This is a genomic window from Actinokineospora enzanensis DSM 44649 (assembly GCF_000374445.1).
Taxonomy (GTDB): domain Bacteria; phylum Actinomycetota; class Actinomycetes; order Mycobacteriales; family Pseudonocardiaceae; genus Actinokineospora; species Actinokineospora enzanensis.
In genome coordinates, this window is sequence record NZ_KB894412.1 from 124,646 (window position 1) to 151,463 (window position 26,818).

At 72.9% G+C, this 26,818-nt stretch carries 1 protein-coding gene and 1 pseudogene; both read right to left on the reverse strand.

Features of this window, described 5'->3' with window-relative positions; translation table 11 throughout:
• Positions 1-86 precede the first annotated feature (86 nt).
• Positions 87-19,148: a non-ribosomal peptide synthase/polyketide synthase gene (locus C503_RS0114640; protein WP_018682964.1), complete on the reverse strand. Its 19,062-nt coding sequence runs from the start codon at positions 19,146-19,148 to the stop codon at positions 87-89.
• 19 nt (positions 19,149-19,167) lie between these two features.
• Positions 19,168-26,697 (reverse strand): annotated as a pseudogene (locus C503_RS0114645) (amino acid adenylation domain-containing protein); the annotation flags it as partial.
• Positions 26,698-26,818: the final 121 nt, after the last annotated feature.

The window sequence follows — 26,818 nt, forward strand, 5'->3', positions numbered from 1 at the left end:
TCTCCGGAGTCGCCGGAGCCACTACGTCACGAGCCGTGTCACTCACCGCGCACCCCCATGTTCGGACAGCCGATCGGCACCGGTGTTCATCGGCGGCCGCCGCAGTCGGCGGCGATGGACTGGAGGGCGGTGGCGAAGGAGTCGGCCAGGGTTTGGATGGTGGTGGCGTTGTGGCGGTCGGGGTGGTAGTAGAAGGCGAAGGCGAGTTTGCCGTCGGTCGCCTCCCCCACGATGTCCACCAGGTGGCCGGTGCGGTCGTCGGTGTGGTGGTCCTGGCCCACCGCGCCGAGGGTGGTGCCGAACAGGCCGGTGGACTCGTCGGTGGCGCGGGAGTCGAACTGGCCCAGGTAGTTGAACGAGATCTCGGGGGCCGGGCCCGCCTCCGCCAGCGTGCCCAGGTAGCGAAGGGCGCTGTAGCCGAAGCCGTTGGCGGGTAGGGAACGCAACTGCTTGCGCACGTCGCGCACCACGGTTCGCCATTCGCCGTCGGGGACGGTGAGGGCTATCGGGAACATGGTGGTGAACCAGCCGATCGTGCGGGACAGGTCGACGTCGTCCAGGATGTCCTCTCGACCGTGGCCTTCCAGGTGTACGGCGACACTCGGTCGGCCGGTCCAGGTGGACAGGGAGCGGGCGAGGGCCGCGAGCAGCACGTCGTTGATCCGGGTCCGGTAGGCCGTGGGGGCGCCGCGCAGGAGGGCATCGGTGTCCGAGGTGGACAGCTCGATCGAGACGGCGGCCACGGGGGTGCCGGGGATGTCCGTGGCGGAGTCGACCGGGATGGTGCCGTCGGCCGGGGTGGACCAGTAGTCCAGTTCGTGGTCCAGGCCGCCGGTGGACACATGCTCGGCCAGGCGGCGGGACCAGTCCTGGAAGGACGTGGTCTTGGCGCCCAGGTCGACCGGTTCGCCCCGGGATGCCTGGTGGTAGGCGGTGTCCAGGTCGTCAAGCAGGATGCGCCAGGAGACGCCGTCGATCACCAGGTGGTGGGCGACCAGCAGCAGGCGGGGGGTCGAGCCGTCGGTGAAGCGGAAGAGGACGGCGCGCAGGAGCGGGCCGGTGGACAGGTCGAAGCCCGCGTGGGTGGTGTCGGCGATCTGCTCGATCACCGCCTCATCCACAGTGGACAGGTCGCACACCTGGAGCACGGGCTCGTCGGTCACCGGCGCGTTCCACTGGCGCCAACCGTCGTCCTCGCGGGCGAACCGCAGCCGCAGGCCGTCGTGGTGGGCGAGGAGGGCGGCGAGGGCCGTGCGGAGCGCGGACTCGTCCGGGACCATCGTCAACTCGGCGTAGTGGGCCTGGTTGAAGTGGTGGTAGCCGACCCGGGAACCGTCCAGGAACCAGCGTTGGATCGGGGTCAGCGGCACCGGGCCGGTCACCGGCGCGCGGTCGGCGGCCGTGTCCACGAACGTGACCACCGGGGCCAGCTCGGCGATCGTCTGGTGCAGGAACAGCTCCTTGGTGGCCAGCTTCAACCCCGCCTGCCTGGCCCGCGCCGCGACCTGGATGCTCAGGATCGAGTCGCCGCCCAGGGCGAAGAAGTTGTCCGCCAGGCCGACCCGCTCGACACCCAGCACGTCCGCCCACACCTTGACCAGTGCCTCCTCCACCGGGGTGGTCGGCGGCACATAGGCGACGGTGCTGGTGGTCAGGTCCGGGGCGGGCAGCGAGCGCCGGTCCACCTTCCCGTTCGGCGACACCGGCAGCCGGTCCAGCAGCACGAACGCGGTCGGCACCAGGTGGTCGGGCTGGGTCTCGGTGAGGAACTCGCGCAGGGCCGCGCTGTCCGGCAGGCCCGTGCCCGCGACATAGCCGACGAGCCGCTTGTGCCCGGCCGGGTCGGTGTGCACGGCGGCGGCCGCGTCCACCACGGCCGGGTGGGCGCGCAGGGCGGCCTCGACCTCGCCGAGCTCGATCCGGAAGCCACGCACCTTCACCTGGTCATCCGCCCGACCCACGAACGCCAACTGCCCGTCCCGGGTCCACCGGACGACGTCCCCGGTGCGATACATCCGACCAGGCTCGAACGGGTTCGCGATGAACCGCTGCGCGGTCAACCCAGGCCGACGCAGGTATCCCCGCGCCAACCCGACACCGGACACGTACAGCTCGCCGGGAACCCCGACCGGCACCGGCTCCAGGTTCGCGTCCAGCACGTACGCCCGCGTGTTGCTGATCGGCCGACCGATCGGCGGCACCCCGCCCGGCACCAGTGGATCACTCCAGGTGGCCACCACGGTCGACTCGGTCGGGCCGTAGGCGTTGATCATCCGACGGCCCGGTGCCCACCGGGACACCAGCTCGGCCGAGCAGGCGTCGCCGCCCACGATCAGCGTGCGCAGGTCGGGCAGGTCCACGGTGGGCACGGTCGCCAGCGCCACCGGCGGGATGAGTGTGTGCGAGATCCGTTGTCCGGCAAGCACTTCCGCGAGCTGGTCGCCCAGCAGCGGCCCCGGCGGCGGCACCACGATCGCGGCGCCCGCGCCCAGGGCCATGCACAGCTCCAGGATCGACGCGTCGAAGCTGGGCGAGGAGAAGGCCAGCACCCGGTCGCCGGGCCGCACGTCGAACCGCGCCACCTCGGCCGCCGCGAAGCAGGCGATACCGGTGTGGGTGATCACGGTCCCCTTGGGCCGCCCCGTCGAGCCGGACGTGTAGATCACGTACGCCGGGTTGGCCAGGGTCGGCGGCGTCAGCGTCCCGGACTCGGCCTCGGGCAGTGCCGGGTCGTCGAGCACCAGCACCGGCCGGGCGTCGTCGAGCATGTAATCGATCCGGTCGGCCGGGTAGGCCGGGTCGACCGGCAGGAAGGCGGCGCCCGCCTTGGTCACCGCCAGCTCGGCGATGATCAGCTCGGCCGACCGGCCCAGCTTGACGGCCACCACCGTCTCCGGCCCGGCGCCCCGGGCGGCCAGGGCCCGCGCCACCCGGTCGGTGCGCGCGTCCAGCTCCGCGTAGGTGATCTCGTCACCGCCGGTGATGATCGCGGGCGCGTCCGGCGTGTGCGCGGCCTGGGCGCGCAGCAGGCTCGGGAGTGTCCACTTCGGAGTGGACAGCTCGGTGTCGTTCCAGTCGACCAGCACCTTCGCCCGGTCGGCCTGTGTGGTCACCGGCAGTGCGCCGACGGTCGTCCTTGGCGCGGCCGCCACGGCGGTGAGCAGCGCGTCCAGCCCGGCCACGAGCCGGGCGGCGGTGTCGGCGTCGAACAGGTCGGTGTTGTAGTCCAGCGTCGCGTACAGCCCGCCGTCCTCGACCTCGTGGAACTCCACGGTCACATCGAACGCTGCGGTGACCGCCGGGAACGCCACGTCCTCGGCGTCCAGCCCGGCCAGCCCGCCTGCCCGGCCGACCGCGTTCTGCAACACCACCATGGCCTGGAACAGCGGCGTCCGGCTGGTGTCCCGTTCCGGCGCGACCGCGTCCACCACGCGCTCGAACGGCACGTCCTGGTGCGCGAACGCGTCCAGCACCGTCCCGCGCACCCGCCGCAGGAACTCCGCGAACGGCTCCCGCGAGTCCAGGGACGACCGCAACACCAGTGTGTTCACGAAGAACCCGACCAGGTCGTGCAGCTGCGGATGGTCACGACCGGCCGCGACCGTGCCCACGGCGATGTCGTCCTGCCCGGAGAACCGGTGGAACAACGCCTGGCACGCCGCCACCAACGCCATGAACAGCGTCGCGTCGTGCTCCCGCGCCAAGGTCCGCAACCGCGTGGCGACCTCGGCCGACACCGTGAACGGCAGCTGCGCGCCCGTGGTCGTGTGCACGGCCGGACGCGGTCGGTCGGTCGGCAGCTCCAGCGCGGGCACGCCCGCCAGCACCGTCCGCCAGTGCTCAAGCTGCGCGGCCAGCACTTCCCCGCGCGACCGCTGCCACGCGGCGAAGTCCCGGTACCGGATCGGCAGCTCGGGCAGCTCTGGCTCGGACCCGTCCAGCTCGGCCCGGTACAGCTCGGCGAGATCGGCCATCAGCACACCGGCCGACCAGCCGTCCGTCACGATGTGGTGCATGACCAGCGCCAGCACGTGATCCTCGGCGCCGACCCGGAACACCGTAGGCCGCAGCAGCGGACCGGCGGCCAGGTCGAACGACTGTGTCGCCGCCCGGTCCAGCGCGCCGGGCAGGGCCTCCTCGGAGACGTCCACGACCGGCACGGCCACCTCGGCTGTGCTGGTCATCGGGTGCACGGTCTGCCTGCCCTGACCGTCGACCCCGTGGAAGGTCGTGCGCAGCGACTCGTGCCGCGCGACCAGCGCCGTCATCGCGACGGTCAACGCACCCAGGTCGAGCGGCCCGCGCAGCCGGATCGCCAGCGGCGTCACGTACTCCGTGCTGCCCGGCTCGAACTCCTGCAGGAACCACAGCCGCTGCTGCGCGAACGACAACGGCGAGTCCGCGTCGTCGCCCAGCACCGGGATCATCTCCGCCACCCGGGCCCCGCCGAGCGCGGCGGCCAGCGACGCGACGGTGGGGTTGTCGAACAGCAGCCGGGGCGAGATGTCGGTCCCGAGGATCTCCCGCAGCCGCGCCACGACCCGGATGCTCAGGATCGAGTCGCCGCCGAGCGCGAAGAAGTTGTCCGCGACCCCGACCCGCTCGATGCCCAGCACCGAACCCCACGCCTCGCACACCGCCCGCTCGGCGTCCGTGCGCGGCGCGACATAACCCGGGTCCTCGGACTGCTCGGGCACCGGCAGCGCCCGCCGGTCCAGCTTGCCGTTGGCGGTCAGCGGCAACGCGTCCAGCGACACGAACGCCGACGGCACCATGTAGTCCGGCAGCGCGGCCGCCAGCGACTCCCGCAGCCCGGAGGTCTCGCCGACCACGTAGGCGACCAGCCGCTTCACTCCCGGCTCGTCCTCGCGCACCACGACGGCGACCGCGCGGACCCCGTACTGCGCGCCGATGACCGACTCGACCTCGCCGAGCTCGATCCGGAACCCACGCACCTTCACCTGGTCGTCGGCCCGGCCCACGAACGCGAGCTGCCCGTCCCGCGTCCAGCGCACGACATCCCCGGTCCGATACATCCGACCAGGCTCGAACGGGTTCGCGATGAACCGCTGCGCGGTCAAGCCCGGCCGACGCAGGTACCCGCGCGCCAGCCCGACACCGGCGATGAACAGCTCACCCGGAACACCGGGCGGCACCGGCCGCATCGCCTCGTCCAGCACGTAGACCCGCGTGTTGGGCAGCGGGCGTCCGATCGTCGGCGCGCCGGAACCGGCCACCAGGGGCTCGGTCCAGGTCACCGCGACCGTGCCCTCGGTCGGCCCGTACGCGTTGACCAGCCGCACCCTCGGCGCCCACCGGCGCACCAGGTCCGCCGAGCACGCGTCACCGCCGACGACCAGCGTCTTCAGCGACGGCAGGTCGATCTCCGGCACGGTCGCCAGCGCGACCGGCGGGATCAGCGTGTGCGTGATCCGCAGGTCCCGCAGCGCCGCCCCGAGCGGCTCGCCCACCAGCGGCCCGGCGGGCGGGACCACCAGCGTGGCCCCGGCGGGCAGGGACATGCACAGCTCCAGCACGGACGCGTCGAAGCTGGGCGAGGAGAACGCCAGCACCCGGTCCCCCGGCGCCACCTCGAACCGCTCGACCTCGGCCGCCGAGAAGTTCGCCAGGCCACGGTGGGTGACCACGACGCCCTTCGGCACGCCCGTCGACCCGGACGTGTAGATCACATACGCGGGCGCGTCCACCGGGATGTTCACCGACGGCGCCGTGTCCGGGTGGCCGGAGGCGTCCAGCGGCGCGTCGATGGTGAGCACCGGGCGGGCGTCGTCGAGCATGAACGCGATGCGGTCGGCCGGGTAGTTCGGGTCGACCGGCAGGTAGGCCGCGCCGGTCTTGAGCACCGCGAGCTGCGTGACCACCAGGTCGAGCGACCTGGGCAGGCGCAGGGCGACGATCTTCTCCGGGCGGGCGCCGCGCTCGATGAGCAGGTGCGCCAGCCGGTTGGCCGCCGCGTCCAACTCGGCGAAGCTCAGCACGACGTCGCCCTGTTCCAGGGCCGGCGCGTCCGAAGTGGACGAGAGCAGATCGCCGAACACTACCGGCCGCACCGGCGCGTCGGTGGCGTTCCACTCGGTCCGCACCCGCGCCCGCTCGGACTCGGTCAGCCACGGCAGGTCGTCCAGGGACCGGGTCGGGTCGGTGGCGAGCGCGTCGATGAGGGCGCTCAACCGGTTCGCAAGCGTTTGCGCCGTCTCGGGGTCGAACAGCGCGGGGTCGTAGCCGAGCTCCACCCGCAACCGTTCGCCGTCCAGGTGAGCGGTGACGCTGAGCGGTAGCGTGGTGGACTCCTCGCCGTCCACGGCCTCCACCTCGGGCGCGCCGTCGGTGTCGGCGCCGTCCGGGAAGTTCTCGAACGCGACCAGGCTGTCGAACAGCGTCGGCACCCCGCTCCAGGTCTGCGCCTGGGCCAGCGACACGAAGTCGAACCGCCGCGAGTCGGCCTGCGCGGACTGCAGGCCGCGCAGCCAGGGCAGCGCGCTGCCGTCCCGGTCGACCGCGATCCGGGTCGGGATCGTGTTGATGAACATGCCGATCATGTCCTCGACCCCCGGCAGGTCGGCAGGCCTGCCGGACACGGTCGAGCCGAACACGACCTCGTCCTCGCCTGCGTGCCGGGCCAGCAAAAGCGCCCAGGCACCCTGCACGATCGTGTTCATGGTGATGCCGTGCGGGCCGACGTCCCGGGCGGGCAGGCTGAAGCCGATGTGCGCGGACGACTCGGTCCGGTGGGTGTCCAGCGGCGGCCGGTCGAACGGCAGCGGCGTGCGACCGTCCAGTCCGGACAGGACGCCCCGCCAGTAGCGTTCGGCGGCGGCGGAGTCCTGTTCGGACAGCCAGCGTAGGTAGTCCGCGAACGGCCTGCGGGACGGGAGCTGCGCACCGGCGTAACGGGCGAGGACGTCGGAGAAGACCTGCGGGGTGCTCCAGCCGTCGAGCAGCAGGTGGTGGGCGGTCCAGAGCAGGTCGACGATGCCGGGCTCGACCTCGTGCAGGATCACCCGGGTGAGCGAGCCCGCGGCCAGGTCCAGGCCCGCCGTCTCGTCCTCGGGCGTGACCGGCCGGTGTTCGATGGTGGCGGGCAGGTTCCGGTGGACGACCTGGACCGGCTCCGGCACGCCCTGCCACACGATCAGCGTGCGCAGCACCGGCGTGTGGTCGACGACCTCCTGCCAGGCCTGGGCGAGCCGCCGCACGTCGTGGACGCCGTGCAGCCGAACCCGGGTGCGGTTCACATAGGCGTCGCCGTCGAGCAGGCCGTGGAACAGCATGCCCGCCTGCAACGGAGTGAGCGGGTAGATGTCCGTGACATCCCGGCCATCCCCGACCAAGGTGTCCACCTGGGACTGGGTGAGCCGGGTGAGCGGGAAGTCCGACGGCGTGCGGCCGCCGGTGCCCGGCTCGGCGCAGTGGGCGACGATCTCGCGCAGCGCGGTCAGCATCCGGTCCGCGAGCGCCCGCACGGTCTGCTCGGCGTGCACGCCCGGCGCGTACTCCCAGTCGACGTTGAGCGTGCCGTCGGAGACGGCGGCGTTGATGTCGAGCAGGTGGCTGCGCGGCATCGTCGGTCCCTGCCGTTCCGGATCGGCCACCTGCTCCCGGAACAGCCCGTCCTCGGCGTCCGCGCTGTCCCAACGCCCCAGGTAGTTGAATGCCACCTCCGGTTCGGGCGAGCTGTCCAGCGTGCGGCGGATGTAGCGCAGGGCCTCGAAGCTCACGCCCCGGTGCGGGATGGCGCGCAGGGCTTCCTTGACGCCCTTGAGCGTGCCCGACCAGTCCTGGGCGACCGGCAGCGCAACGGGGAACTGGCTGGTGAACCAGCCGACCGTGCCCGTGATGTCGAGGCCGTCGATCACCTCTTCGCGACCGTGGCCCTCCAGCGTGATCAGCGCGTGCGGCCCGCCGGTCCAGTCGGTCAGCGCCTTCGCGAGGGCGGCCAACAGCACGTCGTTGACCTGCGTCCGGTACACGTCCGGAACCTGGTGCAACAGCGCGTCGGTCGTCTCCCGGTCCAGGCTGACGCTGAACGAGGTCGCCTGGTGCCGGTCGCCGTCGCCGTCGACCGGGAGCGTGGCCGCCGCCGGGATCGACTGCCAGTGCGCGAGGTCGGCGTCGAAGCCGCCGGACAGGGTGAAGTCGGTGAACCGGTGTGCCCAGTGTCCGAACGGGATGGCCGGGGTGAGGAAGTGGCCCTGGTAGGCGCGTTCCAGGTCGGCGAGCACGATCCGCCAGGACACCGCGTCGATGACCAGGTGGTGCGCCGCCAGGTGCAGCCGGGTGCCGTCGAGCGTCATCCGGAACACATGCCCGGCCGTGACATCGAGCCGCTCATCCAGCGCAGGAAGCTTTACCGGCTCCTGCACCCAACCGGTCTGGGTCTCGGTGAACCGAGTCCGCAGACCGGCGTGGTGCGACACGACCCGGCGCACGGCGGTGCGCAGCCGGTCGTGGTCCACATCGGACGCCAGCTCGAAGGTCATCGCCATGACGAAGTGGTCGCGCTGCTCGGACGTGTGCGTGGCGAAGAACCAGTGCTGGATCGGCGTGAGCGGAGCGGGCCCGGTGATCACCGGTGTGTCCTCGGCCGTGGTCGACCGGGTGACGGCGGTGGCCAGCGCGGCGACGGTCTGCCGGACGAAGATGTCCTTGGACGTCACCGCCAGCCCGGCCTGCCGCGCCCGGGACACGACCTGCATGCTCAGGATCGAGTCGCCGCCGAGCGCGAAGAAGTTGTCCTCCGCGCCCACGGTCCCGACACCCAGCACGTCCGCCCAGATGGCGGCCAACTCGGACTCCACCCCCGGCCGGGGCGGCACGTGTCCGGTCGTCCGCACGACCGGCTCGGGCAGGGCCCGGTGGTCGAGCTTGCCGTTGTGCGTGATCGGCAGCCGGTCCATCAGCACGAACGCCGACGGCACCATGTACTCCGGCAGCGACTGCCGCAGGAACGCCGCATAGTCGTGGTCACTACCAACGACATAACCGACGAGCCGCAGGTGACCGCCGTGCGGGCGGGCGATGACGGCGGCGTCCCGCACATCGGGGTGGTTGCGCAGGGCAGCCTGGACCTCGCCCGGCTCGATCCGGTGCCCACGGATCTTCACCTGGTCGTCGGCGCGGCCCAGGTACTCCAGCGTGCCATCGGGCGTCCACCGCACCCGGTCGCCGGTCCGGTACATCCGGGTCCCCGGCGCCCCGAACGGGTCCGCCACGAACCGGTCGGCGGTCAGCCCCGGCCGACCCAGGTAGCCGCGCGTGACCTGCGGCCCCGCCAGGTGCAGCTCGCCGGGAACCCCGACCGGCAGCATCCGGTAGTGCTCGTCGAGCACGTAGGCGCGGATCGTGGACAGTGGACGGCCGATGGTCACCCGGTCGCTGGTGATCATGGTCTCGGTGGCGTCCACAGTGGTCTCGGTGGGCCCGTAGACGTTGTGCCCGCGCGAGGCCCCGGGCGGCGACCCGGCCGCGAGCGTGCTGCGGGTGGTCGCGGCCAGCTGGGACCACAGCGCCGCGTCGACCGCCTCGCCGCCCAGCATGACCTCGCGGACCCCGGCGTCGAGCAGCCCGGCCGCGATGAGCCTGCGGGCGTGCGCGGGGGTCAGGTCGAGCACGTCGAGCAGGCCACGCGCGTGCTCGACGAAGGCGTGCGGGTCGAGCCGGGTGTCGTCGTCGATCACGTGCCACTCGTGCCCGGCGGCCATGAACAGCAGGCCCTCGATGGCGGTGTCGAAGGAGAACACCGCCGTCTGCCCGAACCGCAGCGGCGTCTCGCGCGGCGCGGCGACCCCGGCGACGTGGTGGGTGAACAGCGCGGACAGGTTGCCGTGCTCTACCATGACGCCCTTGGGCACGCCGGTCGAGCCCGAGGTGTGGATGACGTAGACGCGCGACCGGGGGTGGATCCGCACGCCAGGGTCGGTGTCGGCGAACGCGGTCAGGTCCGGGATCTCCGAGACCACCACGGTCGGCCTGGTGTCCGCCAGCAGGAACTCGACCCGCTCGGCGGGCATGGTCGGGTCGATCGGCAGGTAGGCGGCGCCGGACTTCATCACCGCGAGGATCGCCACCACCATGTCGGCCGAGCGCGGCAGCTTCAGCGCCACCAGCCGCTCCGGCCCGGCACCCTCGGCGATCAGCCTGCGTGCCAGCCGGTTGGACCGGGCGTCGACCTCGGCGAAGGTCCGCCGGTCGTCGCCGAACACCAGCGCGGTCGCGTCCGGCGTGCGGGCGGCCTGCGCGGAGAACACGCGCGGCATCGGCGTGTAGTCGACCGGGCGCTTGCCCTGCCACTGGTCGAGCAGCAGGACCCGTTCGTCCACACCGAACAGCTCGACGTCGCCGGGAGCCACGCCCGGGTTCGCGGCGACGGCGGTGAGCAGCGCGGACAGGTGCCGCACCATGCGCTCTACCGTGCAGGCGTCGAACAGGTCGGGGTTGTACTCGACCGCGCCGCGCAGGCCGGTCGCCGACTCCTGGAACTCGAAGGTGAGGTCGCAGGCGGAGGTGGTGACCGGGACGTCCACCTCGGACACCGTCAGTCCGGGCAGGACCGGGACCTCGTCCGGGGTGTTCTGCAGCAGCACCATCACGTCGAACAGCGGCGACCGGGCCGCGTCCCGCTCCGGCGCCACCGCGTCCACGACCCGCTCGAACGGCACGTCCTGGTGCGCGAACGCCTCCAGCGCGCTCGCCCGCGCCCCCGCCAGCAGCTCGGTGAACGGCAGGTCGACGTCCACGGTGGACCGCAGCGCGACCGTGTTGACGAAGAACCCGACCACCCGCTCCAGCTCGGCCCGCTCCCGGCCGGAGGCGACCGTGCCGAGCGTGATGTCCCGCTGGCCGCTGTAGCGGGCGAGCAGGGCCTGGCAGGCGGCGAGCAGCGTGACGTACAGGGTGCTGTCCGCCTGGCGGCCGACCGCGCGCAGCGCGACCAGGATCTCCTCCGGCAGCACGAACTCGTGCTTGGCGCCCGAGGTGGTGCGGATCGCCGGGCGCGGCCGGTCGGTCGGCAGCGCCAGCGGCTCCACGCCCGCCAGGGCGTGCTTCCAGAAGTCGAGGTCCGTGGGCTGCTCGCGCTGCCACAGGGTGAAGTCGGTGTAGCGGACCGGGATCTCGGGCAGCTGTGCGGGCACGCCGGACAGCGCCGACCGGTAGAGAGAGGCCAGGTCGTCGGTGAGCACGGCGGTGGACCAGCCGTCGGTGACGATGTGGTGCAGGGTCAGCACCAGCACGTGCTCCTCGGCGCCCAGTCGCACCACAGTGGACCGCAGCAACGGGCCTGCGACCAGGTCGAACGGCTGGTTGCTCTCCCGCGCCAGCACTTCCTCGACGCCACCATCCACAAGCTGCAGATCAGCCGGATAGGGCGCGTGCACGATCTGCACCGCTTCGCCGTCGATCTCGGCGAAGGTGGTGCGCAGGGACTCGTGGCGGGCGATCAGGGCGGTCAGCGCGGCCGTGAGCGCGTCGATGTCGAGCGGGCCGGACAGCCGGAGCGCGGTCGGGCTGACGTACTCGGTGTCGCCCGGCTCGAACTGGTCGAGGAACCACAGCCGCCGCTGCGCAAACGATTGCGGCACCGGCCCCGGCCGCTCGACCACGGGGATCGCGTCGGTCCGTTCCACCGGGATGGCACGGGCCAGCGCGGCCACGGTCGGGTTGTCGAACACCGCGCGCGGCGAGATCTGCGTGCCGAACGCGGCCCGCAGCCGGGACACGACCTGGATGCTCAGGATCGAGTCGCCGCCGAGCGCGAAGAAGTTGTCCTCCGCGCCGACCCTGGGCAGGCCCAGCACGTCCGCCCAGGCGGCGGCCACCGCGCGCTCGGTCTCGGTGCGCGGCTCCACATGCGTGACCACGCCTGCGAAGTCCGGGGCGGGCAGGGCGCGGCGGTCGAGCTTGCCGCTGGCGTTCATCGGCAGCCGGTCCAGCGTGAGGATCGCGGCGGGCACCATGTAGTCCGGCAGCTCGCGGGCGATGTCGGCGCGCAGGTCGCCGTCGAAGGCGCCCACGATGTAGCCGACGAGCCGGGTGCCGGTGGCGTCGGTGTGCGGCACGACGGCGGCGTCCCGGATGCCCGCGCGCTCCCGGATGACGGCGGCGATCTCGCCCGGTTCGATCCGGAAGCCACGGATCTTCACCTGGTCGTCGGCGCGCCCCAGGTAGTCCAGCAGTCCGTTCCCGGTCCAGCGCACCCGGTCGCCCGTGCGGTACATGCGGGTGCCCGGCGCGCCGAACGGGTCGGCCATGAACCGGTCGGCGGTCAGGCCGGGCCGGTCGAGGTAGCCGCGCGCCACCTGGGCGCCCGCCAGGTACAGCTCGCCCGGGACGCCGGGCGGCAGCGGGTCGAGGTTCTCGTCGAGCACGTAGGCGCGGGTGTTGCGCAGCGGGCGGCCGATCAGCGGGCGCTCGTCGTCGCCGGAGAAGCACACCGTGGCGTCGATGGTGGTCTCGGTGGGGCCGTAGTAGTTGACCACCCGCAGCCCGGCCGCCTGCGCGTCCCGCCAGAGCTTGTCCGACAGCGCCTCGCCGCCGAGCATGAGCACGCGCAGGCCGCTGTCCAGCAGACCGGCCGCGACCAGGTGGGTGGCCAGCGTCGGGGTCATGTCGACGTACTCGATGCCGCGCTCGGCGATGTAGCGGACCAGGCCCTCGGGGTCCAGCCGCAGGTCCTCGCCGATGACGTGCACCTCGTGCCCGTCCACCAGGAACAGCACGCCCTCCAGCGAGGTGTCGAAGGAGAACGTGGCGGTGAGCGCGAACCGGGTGCGGTCGACACCGGTGATGTCGACGCGGTGGTCCTGGTGCAGGGCGGAGAAGTTGCCGTGGGTGATCACGACACCCTTGGGCTTGCCGGTCGATCCGGACGTGTAGATCACGTACGCGGCCTGATCGGCGCGGATCCGCCTGCCCGGCGCGGTGTCCGGGTAGCCGCTCGTGTCGCCGATCGCGTCCAGCACGAGCACCGGCTTGGCGTCGCCGAGCAGGTAGTCGATCCGCTCGGCGGGCAGGGTCGGGTCGACGGGCAGGAAGGCAGCGCCCGCCTTCAGCACGGCCAACAGCGCCACGACCGTCTCGGCCGAACGCGGCATGGTGAGCGCGACCGTCCGATCGGGACCGGCACCGGCCTCGATCAGCTTGTGCGCCAGCCGGTTCGCGGCCTTCTCGGTCTCGGCGAAGGTCAGCTCGGTGTCGCGGAAGACCAGCGCGGTGGCGTGCGGGGTGCGCCGGGCCTGGCGTTCGAACACCTCGGTGACGGGTTCGAACGGCAGCGGGTGGTCGGTGTCGTTGAACGCGACCATGACCCGCTCGCGGTCCTCGGCCGAGACCCACGGCAGCGCGCCGAGCGTGCGCTCCGGGTCGTCCACCAGGTTCGAGACGAGCGTGCGCAGCCAACCGGCGACCCGGGCGGCGGTCTCGGCGTCGAGCAGCGCGGGGTCGTACCCGAGGTCGAGCCGGACCCGGTCGTCCAGGTGCGCGGACAGGGTCAGCGGGAGGTTGGTGGTGTCGATCGCGTGCACCTCGGCGACGCGCAGACCGTCCTCGGTGGACGCGTCCTCGAACGGGTAGTTCTCGAACACCACCACGCTGTCGAACAGCTGCGCGCCCGGCGCGAGGTCACTGTGCGCCTGGATCCTGGGCAGGGCGAGGAAGTCGAACCGGCGGGACTCGCTCTGCCCGGCCTGGATCTCGCGCAGCCACTCCCCCGCGCGCCGCTCCGGGTCGGTCGAAACCCGCGTCGGCACGGTGTTGATGAACATGCCGACCATCGACTCCACGCCCGGCAGCTCGGCGGGACGGCCGGACACAGTGGACCCGAACACGACGTCCTGGGTGCCCGCCCACCGCGAGAGCAGCAACGCCCACGCGCCCTGCACCACGGTGTTCACGGTCAGCCCGGCACGCTGCGCGGCGACCCGCACCCGCTCGGACCCGGCCCGGTCGAGATCGGCGCGCACGGACGCGCTGGACTCGGTGCGGTGCGCCTGCGCGGGCGCCCGGTCCCACGGCACGGCAACCGGGTCGGCGAACCCGGCCAGCACCCCGGCCCAGTGCGCGTCCGCGGCCACACTGTCCTGTTCGGACAGCCAGCGCAGGTAGTCGCGGAACGGCCTGCGCACCGGCGCGGCCGAGGTCCGGCCGTCGACCAGGTCGTTGTAGCGCTCGCAGACCTCGCCGAACACCTGCGCGGTGCTCCAGCCGTCGAGCAGCACGTGGTGCGACGACCACACCAGCACCACCCGGTCGTCGGTCACCCGCACCACCGCGATCCGCAGCAGCGGCGCGGTGTCCAGGGTGAACGGCCGCGCCCGGTCCTCGGCGAGCAGGTTGCGCATGGCCCGGTCGCGGTCGGCGGGCGCGAGGTCGCGCCAGTCCCGGACCAGCGCGTCGAGCCGGACCGAGCGGCGCACGACCTGCACCGGCTCCGGCACGTCCGCCCACACCACGGCCGTGCGCAGCACCGGCGTACGGTCCAGCACGGCCTGGAAGGCGGTGACCAGCGCGGCCGGGTCACGCACGCCGTCGAGCACGAGCCGGACCTGGTCGACGTAGGCGCCGCTGTCCGGGTCGACCAGGCTGTGGAAGACCATGCCGGACTGCAACGGCGTCAGCGGGTAGATGTCCTCGACGTCCGTGCCGTCCCCGGCGATCGCGTCCACCTGGGCCTGGGTGAGCCGGGCGAGCGGGAAGTCCGACGGGGTGCGGCCGCCCGCGCCGGGGGCGGTGCAGTGCCGGGCGATCTCGGCGAGCGCGGTGACCATGGCGTCGGCGAGCCTGCGCACGGTCGCCTCGTGGTGCAGCGCGGTCGAGTACTCCCAGGTGAGCACCAGCTCGTCGGCCTCGACCAGGCCGATGACCTCCAGCTCGAAGTCGCGCGGCGCGGCCGGGTCGATCTCGGGGCCCGCGTCGTGCCGGGCGCCGATGAGCTCGTTGTCGCCGGTCTCGAACCGGCCGTGGTAGTTGAAGCTGATCGCGGGCAGCGCACGCCCGGCGAGCGGGCTGTCCGGGGTCAGGTAGCGCAGGGCCTCGTAGCTGAGGCCGTTGCGCGGGACGGCGCGGAGTTGTTCCTTGACGGACTTGAGGACCGCGCCCCAGTCGCCTGCGGGAACGTCGAGCGTCACCGGGAACTGGGTGGTGAACCAGCCGACGGTCCGGGACAGGTCGACGCCGTCCAGGATCTCCTCGCGGCCGTGGCCTTCCAGCGTGACGGCGGCGGTGGGCACGCCGGTCCAGCGGGTCAGGACGCGGCCGAGCGCGCTGAGCAGGACGTCGTTCACCTGGGTGCGGTAGCGCTCGGGAACCGTGCGCAGCACCGCGTCGGTCGTGGCGGGATCGAGCCGCACGGTGACCGACGCGGTACTGCCCGCCGTGTTGTGCACGGCGTTCGCGGCCGTGGTGGCAGTGCCATCGCGATCCTTGGGCAGCGGCGCCGGATCGGGCACCGCCGCCCAGTACCCGGCGTCCGCGTCCAGGCCACCGGCGGTGACGAACTCCCGCAGTCGGTGGGCCCATTCGGCGAACGTCGTGCCGACCGGGGGGAGGTCGGCGTCCTGGTGGTCCCGCAGCCGGGTGTAGGCGGTGACCAGGTCTTCGAGCAGGACGCGCCAGGAGACGCCGTCCATGACCAGGTGGTGGATGGTCAGGAACAGGCGGCCGTCGTCGAGCAGCGCGGCCCGCAGCAGCGGCCCGTCGGCCAGGTCGATCCCGGCGCGGGCGCGGGCGATGTCGAGGCCGCGCGCGAGCGGGACGGTGACCTCGGCGGGTTCCTGCCGCCAGTCGCCGTCGTGCCGGAACCGGCTGCGCAGCGCGGCGTGGTGGTCGACCACGGCCCGCAGCGCCCGTTCCAGCACGTCGTGGTCGACGTCGTCGGCGAGGTCGACGAGCACGGACATGGTGAAGTGCGCGCGGTCGCCGTGGGTGTCGAAGAACCAGCGCTGGATCGGGGTCAGCGGCGCGGGCCCCGCTGGCACCTTCCGCTCGACCGGCGCGGTCTCCCTGGACACGACCAGGGCCAGCTCGGCGATGGTCTGGTTGACGAAGATGTCCCGCGAGGACACCTTGAGCCCGGCCTGCCGGGCCCGGGACACGATCTGGATGCTGAGGATCGAGTCGCCGCCGAGCGCGAAGAAGTTGTCGGTCACGCCGACCCGCTCCGCGCCCAGCGCCTCCGCCCACAGCCCCGCGAGCAGCGACTCGGTCTCGGTGCGCGGCGCGACGAACTCCTCGGCCGCCTCGGCCCGCACCTCGGGTGCCGGGAGCGCGGCCTTGTCCAGCTTGCCGTTGCGGGTCATCGGCAGCCGGTCGAGCGTCACGAACGCGGCCGGGACCATGTAGTCCGGCAGTGTCTCCTTGAGAGCGACGCGCAGTGCGGCGGGCTCGGGGATGGTGTCGCCGACGAGGTAGGCGACGAGCCTGCGGTGGCCGTCGTCCTCGCGCGCGACCACGGCGGCCTCGCGGATGCCGGGCCGGGCGAGCAGGGCGGCCTCGATCTCGCCGGGCTCGATGCGGAAGCCACGGATCTTCACCTGGTCGTCGGTGCGGCCCAGGTACTCCACGGTGCCGTCGGCCGTCCACCGGGCCAGGTCGCCCGTCCGGTACATGCGGCTGCCCGGCTCGCCGAACGGGTCGGGCACGAACTGGTCGGCGGTCAGGCCGGGCCGGTTGAGGTAGCCACGCGCGAGCTGGGCGCCCGCGATGTACAGCTCGCCGGGAACGCCGACGGGCAGCGGGCGCAGGTCGGCGTCGAGGATGTAGGCGGCGAGGTTGCGCAGCGGACGGCCGATCGTCGGCTTGTCCCCGGTGACCACAGTGGACAGTGCGTCGACGGTGGTCTCGGTGGGGCCGTAGAAGTTGTGCACGGCCGTGTCGGGCAGCTCGCCCAGCTCACGCCAGAGGTCCTCGCCCAGCGCCTCGCCGCCGAGCATCAGCAAGGCCGGGCGGTGGTCGGGGCTGGACAGCAGCCCGGCGGGCAGGAGCTTGCGCAGGTAGGACGGCGTGAGGTCGAGGAAGTCGATCCGCTCACCGACCACGTAGTCGACCAGGGCGTCCGGGTCGAGGCGGATGTCGTCGCCGAGCAGGTGCAGCTCGTGCCCGCCCGCCATCAGGACGGGCCCCTCCCACGAGGTGTCGAAGGAGAACACGGCCGACAGCGCGACCCGCAACCGGTCGCCGCCCGCGAAGTCGGCGCGGTGGTTGTGCAGGAGGTTCACCAGGGCCCGGTGCTCGACCGCGACGCCCTTGGGCCTGCCGGTCGACCCGGAGGTGTAGATCACGTACGCGGTGTGGTCCGGCCGGAGCCCGACCTCCGGGTTCTCGTCCGAACCCTGGTCCGCCAACGGCTTCTCTACCGTCAGCACCGCGCCCGAGTCCTCGACCAGGTGCGCGCGCCGCTCGGCGGGTTGGGCCGGGTCGACCGGCAGGTACACCGCGCCCGCCTTGAGCACGGCCAGCTGCGTGACGACCGCGTCCACGGAGCGCGGCAGCGACACCGCCACCACGCGCTCCGGACCGGCACCGGCGGCGATGAGCTGGTGGGCGGCGCGGTTCGCGCGCGCGTTCAGCTCGGCATAGGTCAGGCGCTCGCCGGAGAAGACCAGCGCGGTGGCGTCCGGGGTCAGCCGGGTCTGTGCCTCGAACACGGCCGGGAACGTCGTGGGCTCGACCGGCAGCGCGGTGTCGTTCCAGCCCTTGATGACGGCGTCGAGTTCCGGCCCCGTCAACCACGGCAGCTCCGCCATCGGCCGCTCGGGCGCGGCGGTCACCGCGTCCAGCAGCACCAGCAGGTGTCCGGCGAACCGCTCGATGGTCGTCGCGTCGAACAGGTCCGTGCTGTACTCCAGCACGCAGTCCAGGTGGTCGGCCCGCTCGGTGAACTCCACGCTGAGGTCGAAGTTCGCCGCCCAGCGCCGCAGGTCCACCTCCTCGACCGCCAGCCCGGGGAACTCCGGCAGGCCCCGGGAGGCGTTCTGCAGCAGCACGAGCACGTCGAACAGCGGGTTGCGGCTCGGGTCACGGGGGGCGCCGACGGCTTCCACCAGCCGGTCGAACGGCACCTCGTCGTGGCTGAACGCGTCCAGCGCCGACCCGTTGACCGCGCGCAGGAACTCCGCGAACGTGGCCTTCATGTCCACAGTGGATCGCAGTACCACGGTGTTCACGAAGAAGCCGACCACGCGGTTGAGTTCCGCGCGCCCGCGCCCGGCGGTGACCGTGCCGAGCGCGATGTCGTCCTGACCGCTGTAGCGGGCGGCGAGCAGCTGGCAGGCGGCCATGAGCGCGGTGAACAGGGTGGTGTCGTTCGCGCGAGCCAGTTCCGTGAGCCGGGCGGTCAGCTCGGCGGGCACGGTCAGGTGGTGCGCCGCGCCCGCCGGGGTCCGCACCGGCGGGCGCGCGCGGTCGGTGGGCAGGTCGAGCGCGCTCGACCCGGCGAGGCCGTCCCGCCAGTAGACGAGGTGGCTCTCCATCGCCGGGCCGGTGAGCCGGTCCTGCTGCCAGACGGCGAAGTCGGCGTAGTGCAGTTCGGGCGCGGGCAGGGTCTGTCCGATGTAGAGGGTGGCAAGCTCCTCGGTGAGGACGCCCAGGGACCACCCGTCCACGGCGATGTGGTGCGAGGTGAGCAGCAGCACGTGCTCGTTCTCGCCCAGCCGCAACACCAGCGCACGCAACAGCGGTCCGTTGCGCAGGTCGAACGGCCTGGCGAACTCCTCGCGCAGCGTCTCATCCAACGCGTCGGCGGCGCAGTCGCGCACCGGCACTTCGAGATCGAGGTCGGGGTGCACTACCTGCACCGGCCGACCGTCCACCTCGGCGAACGTGGTACGCAGCGACTCGTGTCGCGCCGCCAACGCCCGCACGCCCGCCACCAGCGCGGGCACGTCGAGCGAGCCGGTGAACCGCAGCGCGGTGCCGGAGTTGTAGTCGTTGCCGCCGGGGTTGAACTCGCTGAGGAACCACAGGCGCTGCTGCGCGGACGACAGCGGCAGGTGGCCGTCGCGCGGCGCGGTGGGGATGGCGTCGGGGACGGCGGGGGCGCCTGCCTTGCCCGCGAGCCTGCGGGCCAACTGGGCGCGCAGGTGCTCGGGCAACGCGTCGAAGCGGCTCTGCCGAGGGGACTTGGACGTGGTCATCTTCTCGGGTCTCCTCGGCTCAGCGGGTCTCGCCCGCGAGGGCTTCGAGTTCGCGCAGCACGTGGTCCTCGACCACGTCCGCGAGGGCGCGCACGGTGCGCGCGGTCAGCACGTCGCGCGGCGTCAGGTTCACCGCGAACGCCGCGTTGGCGCGCGCGGTGACGTGCAGGCTGAGGATCGAGTCGCCGCCGAGGTCGAAGAAGCTGTCCTCGACACCGACCGGGGACACGCCGAGCACCTCGGTCCAGATCTCGGCGATCACCTGCTCGGTCTCGGTCTCCGGCTCGGCGAACTCCCCGGCCTGGCCGAAGTCCGGTTCGGGCAGGGCGCGGCGGTCGAGCTTGCCGGACGGGGTCAGCGGCAGCGCGGCCAGCACGACGATGGCCGCCGGGACCATGTGCTCCGGCAGCTCCCGGGCCAGCTCCGCGCGCAGCCCGGCCGGTTCGATGTCCGATGTGGACACGACATAGCCGACCAGCCTGCCGTCCCTGGCGATGACGGCGGCCGACGTGACCTCGGGCCGGGCGGTGAGCGCGGCCTCGATCTCGCCGGGTTCGATCCGCACGCCCCGGATCTTCACCTGCTGGTCGGTGCGGCCCAGGTACTCGACCGCACCGTCCCGGTTCCAGCGCACCAGGTCGCCCGTCCGGTACATGCGGGTGCCCGCAGGGCCGAACGGGTCGGCCATGAACCGGTCCGCGCTCAGGCCGGGCCGGTTCAGGTAGCCGCGCGCCAGCTGGACCCCCGACAGGAACAGCTCGCCCGGGGCGCCGACCGGCACCGGGTTCAGGTCCGCGTCGAGCACGTGCAGGCGGGTGTTCCAGACCGGCCGCCCGATCGGCACCACCGACGCGCCCGGCAGGCACGCCCAGTGGGTGACGTCGACGGCCGCTTCCGTCGGCCCATAGAGGTTGTGCAGCTCGGCGTCGAGAGTCGCGTGGAACTCCTCGGCCAGGTCGACGGGCAGGGCCTCGCCGCTGCACAGCACCCGCTTGAGGCTGCCGCAGGCGTTCGCGTCACCGTGGTCGAGGAACGCGCGCAGCATCGACGGGACGAAGTGGACGGTCGTGACCCGCTCGTCCCGGATGAGCCCGGACAGGTAGGCCGGGTCCCGGTGGCCGCCCGCGTTGGCGACCACGAGCGTGGCGCCGACGGTCAGCGGCCAGAAGAACTCCCACACCGACACGTCGAAGCTCGCCGGGGTCTTCTGCAACACACGGTCCTGCTCGGTGAGCCCGAACCGGTGCTGTGTCCACACGAGCCGGTTGACGATCGCCGAATGCGGGACCACGACACCCTTCGGCCGACCGGTCGACCCGGACGTATAGATCACGTAAGCGCTGTTGCCGGGGGTGATCGTCACCTCGGGCGCGTCGGCGGGCTCGGCGGCGGTGTCCGGCAGGGCGGCGACCAGCAGCACCGCTCCCGCGTCGGCGACCATGAAATCGGCCCGGTCGCGCGGTAGCTCGGGGTCGACCGGCAGGTAGGCGGCGCCCGCGCGGAGCACGGCCAGCAGCGCGATCACCAGCTCGGCCGAGCGCGGCAACGCGATCGCCACGACCTTCTCCGGCCCGGCCCCCGACCGGCGCAGCCAGTGCGCGAGCCGGTTGACCTCGGCGTCCAGCTCCCGGTAGGTCCAGCTCCGCTCGCCAGCCACGAGCGCCTGCCCGTCCGGCGTCCGCTTCGCCTGTGCGACAAGCAAAGCGTCGAGCGTCGTGTCCGGAACCTCAGCGGCGGTGTCATTCCAGTCGACCAACACCCGCTCACGGTCCGCGCCCGCCAGCGCCGGGATCTCCGACACCTTGCGGCGCGGGTCGGCGATGAGGTCGACCAGCACCCGGCTCAGGTGCGCGGCGAGCGAGTCGACCGTCTCGGTGTCGAACAGGCGGGGCTCGTAGCCGAACAGCAGTCGCAGCTCCTCGCCAGGGTAGACGGTGACGCTGAGCGGGAACGTCGTGCTCTCCACGGCGGTGAGCTCGTGCAGGCTGGGCCCGTCGGCGGGGTAGTTCTCGAAGATCACCGCGCTGTCGAACAGGTCCATGCCGCCCGGCACCGCGCTCCAGCCGTGCAGCCGGGTCAGCGACATGTGCTCGAACGCCCGGGACTCGACCTGCGTGCGCTGCGCCCGCGCCAGCCAGTCCACCACCGGCGAGTCGTCCAGCGCCGTCACGACCGGCAGCGTGTTGACGAACATGCCGGTGATGGCCTCGACCTGCGGGATGTCCGCCGGACGACCGGACACCGTCGCCCCGAAACACACCTCGCGCGTCGCGCTGTGGTGCGCGAGCAGCAGCGCCCACGCGCCCTGGACGACGGAGCCCGGGGTCAGGTGGTGGTTCTTGGCGAACCGGGTCAGCCGCGCGGTTTCCTCGGCTGTCAACGCCACCTCGGTCTGCGCGGACGTCGTCGGGTCGGACACCGAGGCGCGCGGCCGGTCGAACGGCAGCGCGGTCGGCGCCTCCAGCTCACCCAGCACGTTCCGCCAGTGCCGTGCCGCGTCGGCCGGGTCCTGGGCGGCCAGCCAGCGGTGGTACTCGGCGAAGTCCGGGCGGTCCGGCAGCGGCCGACCCGCGTACGCCTCGGCGACGTCGGACAGCACGCCGAAGATGCTCCAGCCGTCCAGCAGCACGTGGTGGAACGTCCACAGCACCTGCACCCGGTCGTCCGCCAGCCGGGCCAGCGTCAGCCGCATCAGCGGCGGCTCGGCCAGGTCGAACCCGGTCTCCCGGTCGGCGGCCAGCAGGTCCGCGATCCGTTTCTCGCGGTCCTGGCCGGTCCAGTCGAGACACTCGACCGGCAGGTCGACGTGCTCGTGCACCACCGACAGCGGCTCGGGCACGCCCGCCCAGACCACGGAGGACCGCAGGATCGCGCTCCGGTCGACCACCTGCCGCCAGGCGTCGGCGAGCCGGTCGAGGTCGGCGATGTCGTCGAGCACGAACGCGGTCTGCTGGAAGTAGGCGCCCTGCCCCGGCTGGGACAGCCCGTGGAACACCATGCCCGCCTGCATCGGCGTCAGCGGCAGGATGTCCAGCACGCCCGGCCCGGCCAGATCGTCCACAGTGGACTGATCGAGGGTGACCAGCGGGAAGTCCGACGGTGTGCGGCCGTGCGCACCCGCCGCGCAGTGGATGACGATCGCACGCAGCCCGGCCGCGATCGACTCGGCCAGGCCGGTGACCGTCTCGGCGCGGTGCAGGTTCTCGCTGTAGTAGACGGTGATGTCGAGCCGGTTCCGCACGACCTTGCCCACCACGTCGAGCACGTGTGGGCGGCGCGCGTCCGGGTGCGCGTCGAGCGCGAGGTCGGCCGCGTCGTCGAGACGGCCCAGGTAGTTGAACGACACCTCGGCCGTGCCACCGAGCTCCACCCCGGCCAGGTACTTCAACGCGCCATGCCCGATGCCCCGGCGCGGGATCGCGCGCAGCGACTCCTTGACGGTCTTGAGCGAGGTGGCCCAGTCCGGCGTCGTCTCCAGCACGACCGGGAACAGCGTGGTGAACCAGCCGACCGTGCGGGACAGGTCGACGCCGTCGAACAGGTCTTCCCGGCCGTGTCCCTCCAGGTGGACGAGGGTGCGGTCGCGGCCGGTCCACTTGCCCAGCGCGGAGCCGAACGCGGTCAGCAGCACGTCGTTGACCTGCGTCCGGTAGGCGCGCGGGACCTCGCGCAGCAGCGCGTCGGTCTCCTCACGGGAGAGTGTCACCGTGACGGAACGTTCCGACGCCGTCGTGTTCGGGCCATCCTGGTCGCGCGGCACCGACGACGCGGCGCGAACCTCCGCCCAGTGCGTGATCTCGTCGGCGAACCCGCCGTCCACCGCGTGCTCGGCCAGCCGCACCGCCCACTCGCGGAACGAGGTCGTGCGTCGGGGCAGCCGCACCGGCTCCCCGGCGGCGGCCTGGTGGTGCGCGGTCTTCAGGTCCTCGGCCAGCACCCGCCAGGACACCCCGTCCACCACCAGGTGGTGGGCCCGCAGCCGCACGGCCGTGTCCGGGTCGCCCGGCCGGGGCAGCTCGGCCAGGAAGATCGGGCCGTGCTCGCCGACCGTGCCGGACTCGCCCACCGGCGCGTTCTCCTGGTGCCAGTCGGCGGCGCGGGTGAACCGCATGCGCAGCGCGTCGTGGTGTTCCAGCACCGCGAACAGCGCGGTGGCCAGCGCGTCCGGCAGCACCGGCTCACCCAGGTCGACCAGGCAGGTCTGGTCGAAGTGGTGCGGGTGCGCGGTGTGCGTGTCGAAGAACCAGCGCTGGATCGGGGTCAGCGGCACCGCCCCGGCGGTCGGTCCGACCTCGGGCGCGGGGGTCACGGTGTCCAGCGGCGTGACGTGCGGGGCGAGCGCGGCCACGGTCTGGTGCACGAACACGTCCCGCGCGGTGAGCACCAGTCCGGCCGCGCGGGCGGCGGTGACGACCTGGATGCTCAGGATCGAGTCGCCGCCCAGCGCGAAGAAGTTGTCCCGCACGCCGACCCGTTCCGCGCCGAGCACCTGCGCGAACACCGTGGCCAGGGTGGCCTCGACCGGGGTGCGCGGGGCCAGGTAGCGGTTCGGCTCGGCGACCCGGGGCGCCGGGACCGGCGCGTGCTCGCCATCGGGCAGCTCCGCGAGTGTCCCGAGTGGACTGTCCGGGCGCTCGGCCAGGACGGCCAGCAGCGCGGCCAGCTCCTCGCCCAGTGCGGCGATCCGCTCGGCGTCGAACAGCGCGGTGTCGTACTCCAGCACGACGGTCATACCCGCGCCGTCCTCCTGCCCCGCGCCGGGCCAGAACTCCACCGCCAGGTCGAACCGGGCCGACGGACGCGGCAACGGCTGGTCCGCCCAGCGCAGACCGCCCGCCTCCGGGACCCGCACGAGCTTCTGCTGTACCGCGACGACCGCCTGCACCAGCGGGGTCCGGCTCGGGTCGCGGACCAGGTCGAGCTGGTCGGCCAGCCGGTCGAACGGCACCTCGTCGTGGTCGAAGGCGTCCAGCACGGTTTCCCGCACGGCGCCAAGGAAGTCGCTGAACGGCATCGTCGGATCGATCCGCGAGCGCAGCACCAGCGTGTTGACGAAGAACCCGGCCACCCGGTCCAGCTCGGCCAGCGGCCTGCCCGCGCGCACCGCGCCGAGCGCGACATCACGGGTGCGGGCGTGCGCGGACAGCATGATCTGCACGGCGGCGGTCAGCGTCATGAACAGCGTCGACTCGTGCGCGGTGCTCAGCGTGGTGAGCCCGCGAGTCAGGTCGGCGGACAACACCCGCCGGTGCACACCGCCGGAGCCGACCCGCACCGGCGGGCGCGGGCGGTCGGTGGGCAGGTCGAGCGGGGTCACGCCGTCGAGCCGCTGCCGCCAGTGCTCGGTGTCCGGCTCGGGGCGGTCGACCTGCCAGGCGGCGAAGTCCGCGTACTGGACGGCGATCTCCGGCAGGTCCGCCCGCGCGCCACCGGTCGCCTCGACGTAGAGCGCGGTCAGCTCCTCCACCAGCAGCGCGGCCGTCCAGCCGTCGGTGACGATGTGGTGCTGGGCGAGGACGAGCACGTGCTCCTCGTCGCCGAGGCTGATCAGGGTCGCGCGGGTCAGCGGTCCGGTGGCCAGGTCGTACGGCTCGGCGACCAGCTCGGCCAACGTCGCATCCAGGTCCGGGCTCGCCACCTCGCGGATCGGCAGGTCGGCGGTGGCGGCGACGATCTGGAACTCGCCGTCGACCGTGGTGCGCAACGCGTCGTGCCGCGCCACGAGCCCGTCCAGCGCGGACTGCAACGCCCGACGGTCCAGCTGTCCGGTCAGCCGCAGCGCGAAACCGGTGTTGTTGACCGGGCCGAGCGAGGTCTGGTCCTCCAGCCACAACCGGCGCTGTGCCGGGGACAGCGGCAGCGGCAGGTCCCGGGGTACGCGCGGGATCGCCGCGGTCTCGACCGGGTTCGCGGGCAGCCGCGCGGCCAGGCCCGCGATCGTGCGCGCGTCGAAGATCGCCCGCCCGGACACCGGGGTGCCGAACGCGGCGGCGATCCGGGTCTGCGCGCGCACGGCCAGGATCGAGTCGCCGCCCAGCGCGAAGAAGTCGTCGGTCACGCCCACCGAGTCGACGCCGAGCACGTCCGACCAGATCTCGGTGAGCACCCGCTCGCGCTCGTCCCGCGCCACCACATGGTCCACGGCGGCCACGCCGACCGTGGGCGCGGGCAGGGCCGACCGGTCGAGCTTCCCGTTGGGGCTCAACGGGAAAGCCTCCAGCACCACGATCGCGGCGGGAACCATGTGCGCGGGCAGCCGGTCGACCAGGCGGGCACGCAGCTCGTGCGGCTCCGGCCGGGTCTGCCCCGGGACGACGTAGGCGACCAGCCGCTTGAGACCGGTCTCGTCCCGGGGGACCACGACCGCCTGGCCGACCGACGGGTCGGCCGCCAGCTCGGCCTCGATCTCGCCCGGCTCGATCCGGAAGCCGCGGATCTTGACCTGGTGGTCGGCCCGGCCGACGAACTCCAGGTTGCCGTCCGGCAGCTCGCGCACGACGTCACCCGTGCGGTACATGCGGGCCCCGTCCGGGGCGGCGACGAACCGCTGCGCGGTCAGGCCCGGCCGGTCCAGGTAGCCGCGGGCGATGCCGACACCCGTGACGTACAGCTCGCCGGGGGTGCCGGGCGGGACCGGGCTCAGGTGGTCGTCGAGGACGTGCGCCACGGTGCCGGTGATCGCCCGGCCGATCGTGGGCGCGGTGTCCACCGGCACCAGCGGGTCGCTCCAGGTGGCGACGACCGTGGACTCGGTCGGCCCGTAGGCGTTGATCATCCGCCTGCCCGGCGCCCAGCGCCGCACCAGGTCGGCCGAGCAGGCGTCGCCGCCGACGACGAGTGTGCGGAAGTCGGGGAAGTCCGTGCCCTCGATCGTGGTCAGCGCCACCGGCGGGATGAGCGCGTGCGTCACCCGACGGGAGCGCAGCACCCCGGCCAGCTGGTCGCCCAGCAGCGGGCCGGGCGGCGGCACGACCAGCGCCGCGCCGCCCGCGAACGCCATGCACAGCTCCAGCACCGACGCGTCGAAGCTGGGCGAGGAGAACTGCAGCACCCGGTCGCCGGGCCGCACGTCGAACCGCTCGACCTCGGCGATGGCGAAGGTGGCCAGGCCGCGGTGGGTGACCACGACGCCCTTGGGCCTGCCGGTGGACCCGGAGGTGTAGATCACGTACGCCGGTTGGTCCATCCCGGGCCGCGCGGGGAGCGGGGACGCCGTCGTGTCGTCCACTGTGGACAGATCGTCGAGCACCGCGAGGGGGCGGGCGTCGTCGAGCATCGCGGTGATGCGCTCGGCCGGGTACGCCGGATCCACCGGCAGGTAGGCGGCGCCGGACTTCAGCACCGCCAGCTGCGCCACCACGATCTCCACCGACCGCGGCAGCAGCAACGCCACCAGCCGCTCCGGCCCGGCGCCCCGGGCCACCAGGGCTCGGGCCACCCGGTCCGACCAGGCGTCCAGCTCGGCATAGCTCACCGACCCCCGATCCGCGACCAGTGCGGGGGCCTGGGGATCGCGGTGGACTTGGGCGGCAAACAGATCCAGCAGGGTCGGGTTCGCTAACCGGGGCGCGGACATGACTGGTCGAACCTTTCGCGGCGTGGGGCGGCGCGGGCGTCGGGGAGGGCGCGCGCGAAGGAAGGGTTCTGCTTCGGGGTACTGCCGGGGGAGG

Excerpts from the sequence above, each read along its gene's own strand:
- C503_RS0114640 (WP_018682964.1), bottom strand. The coding sequence starts at position 19,148 with ATGACCACGTCCAAGTCCCCTCGGCAGAGCCGCTTCGACGCGTTGCCC.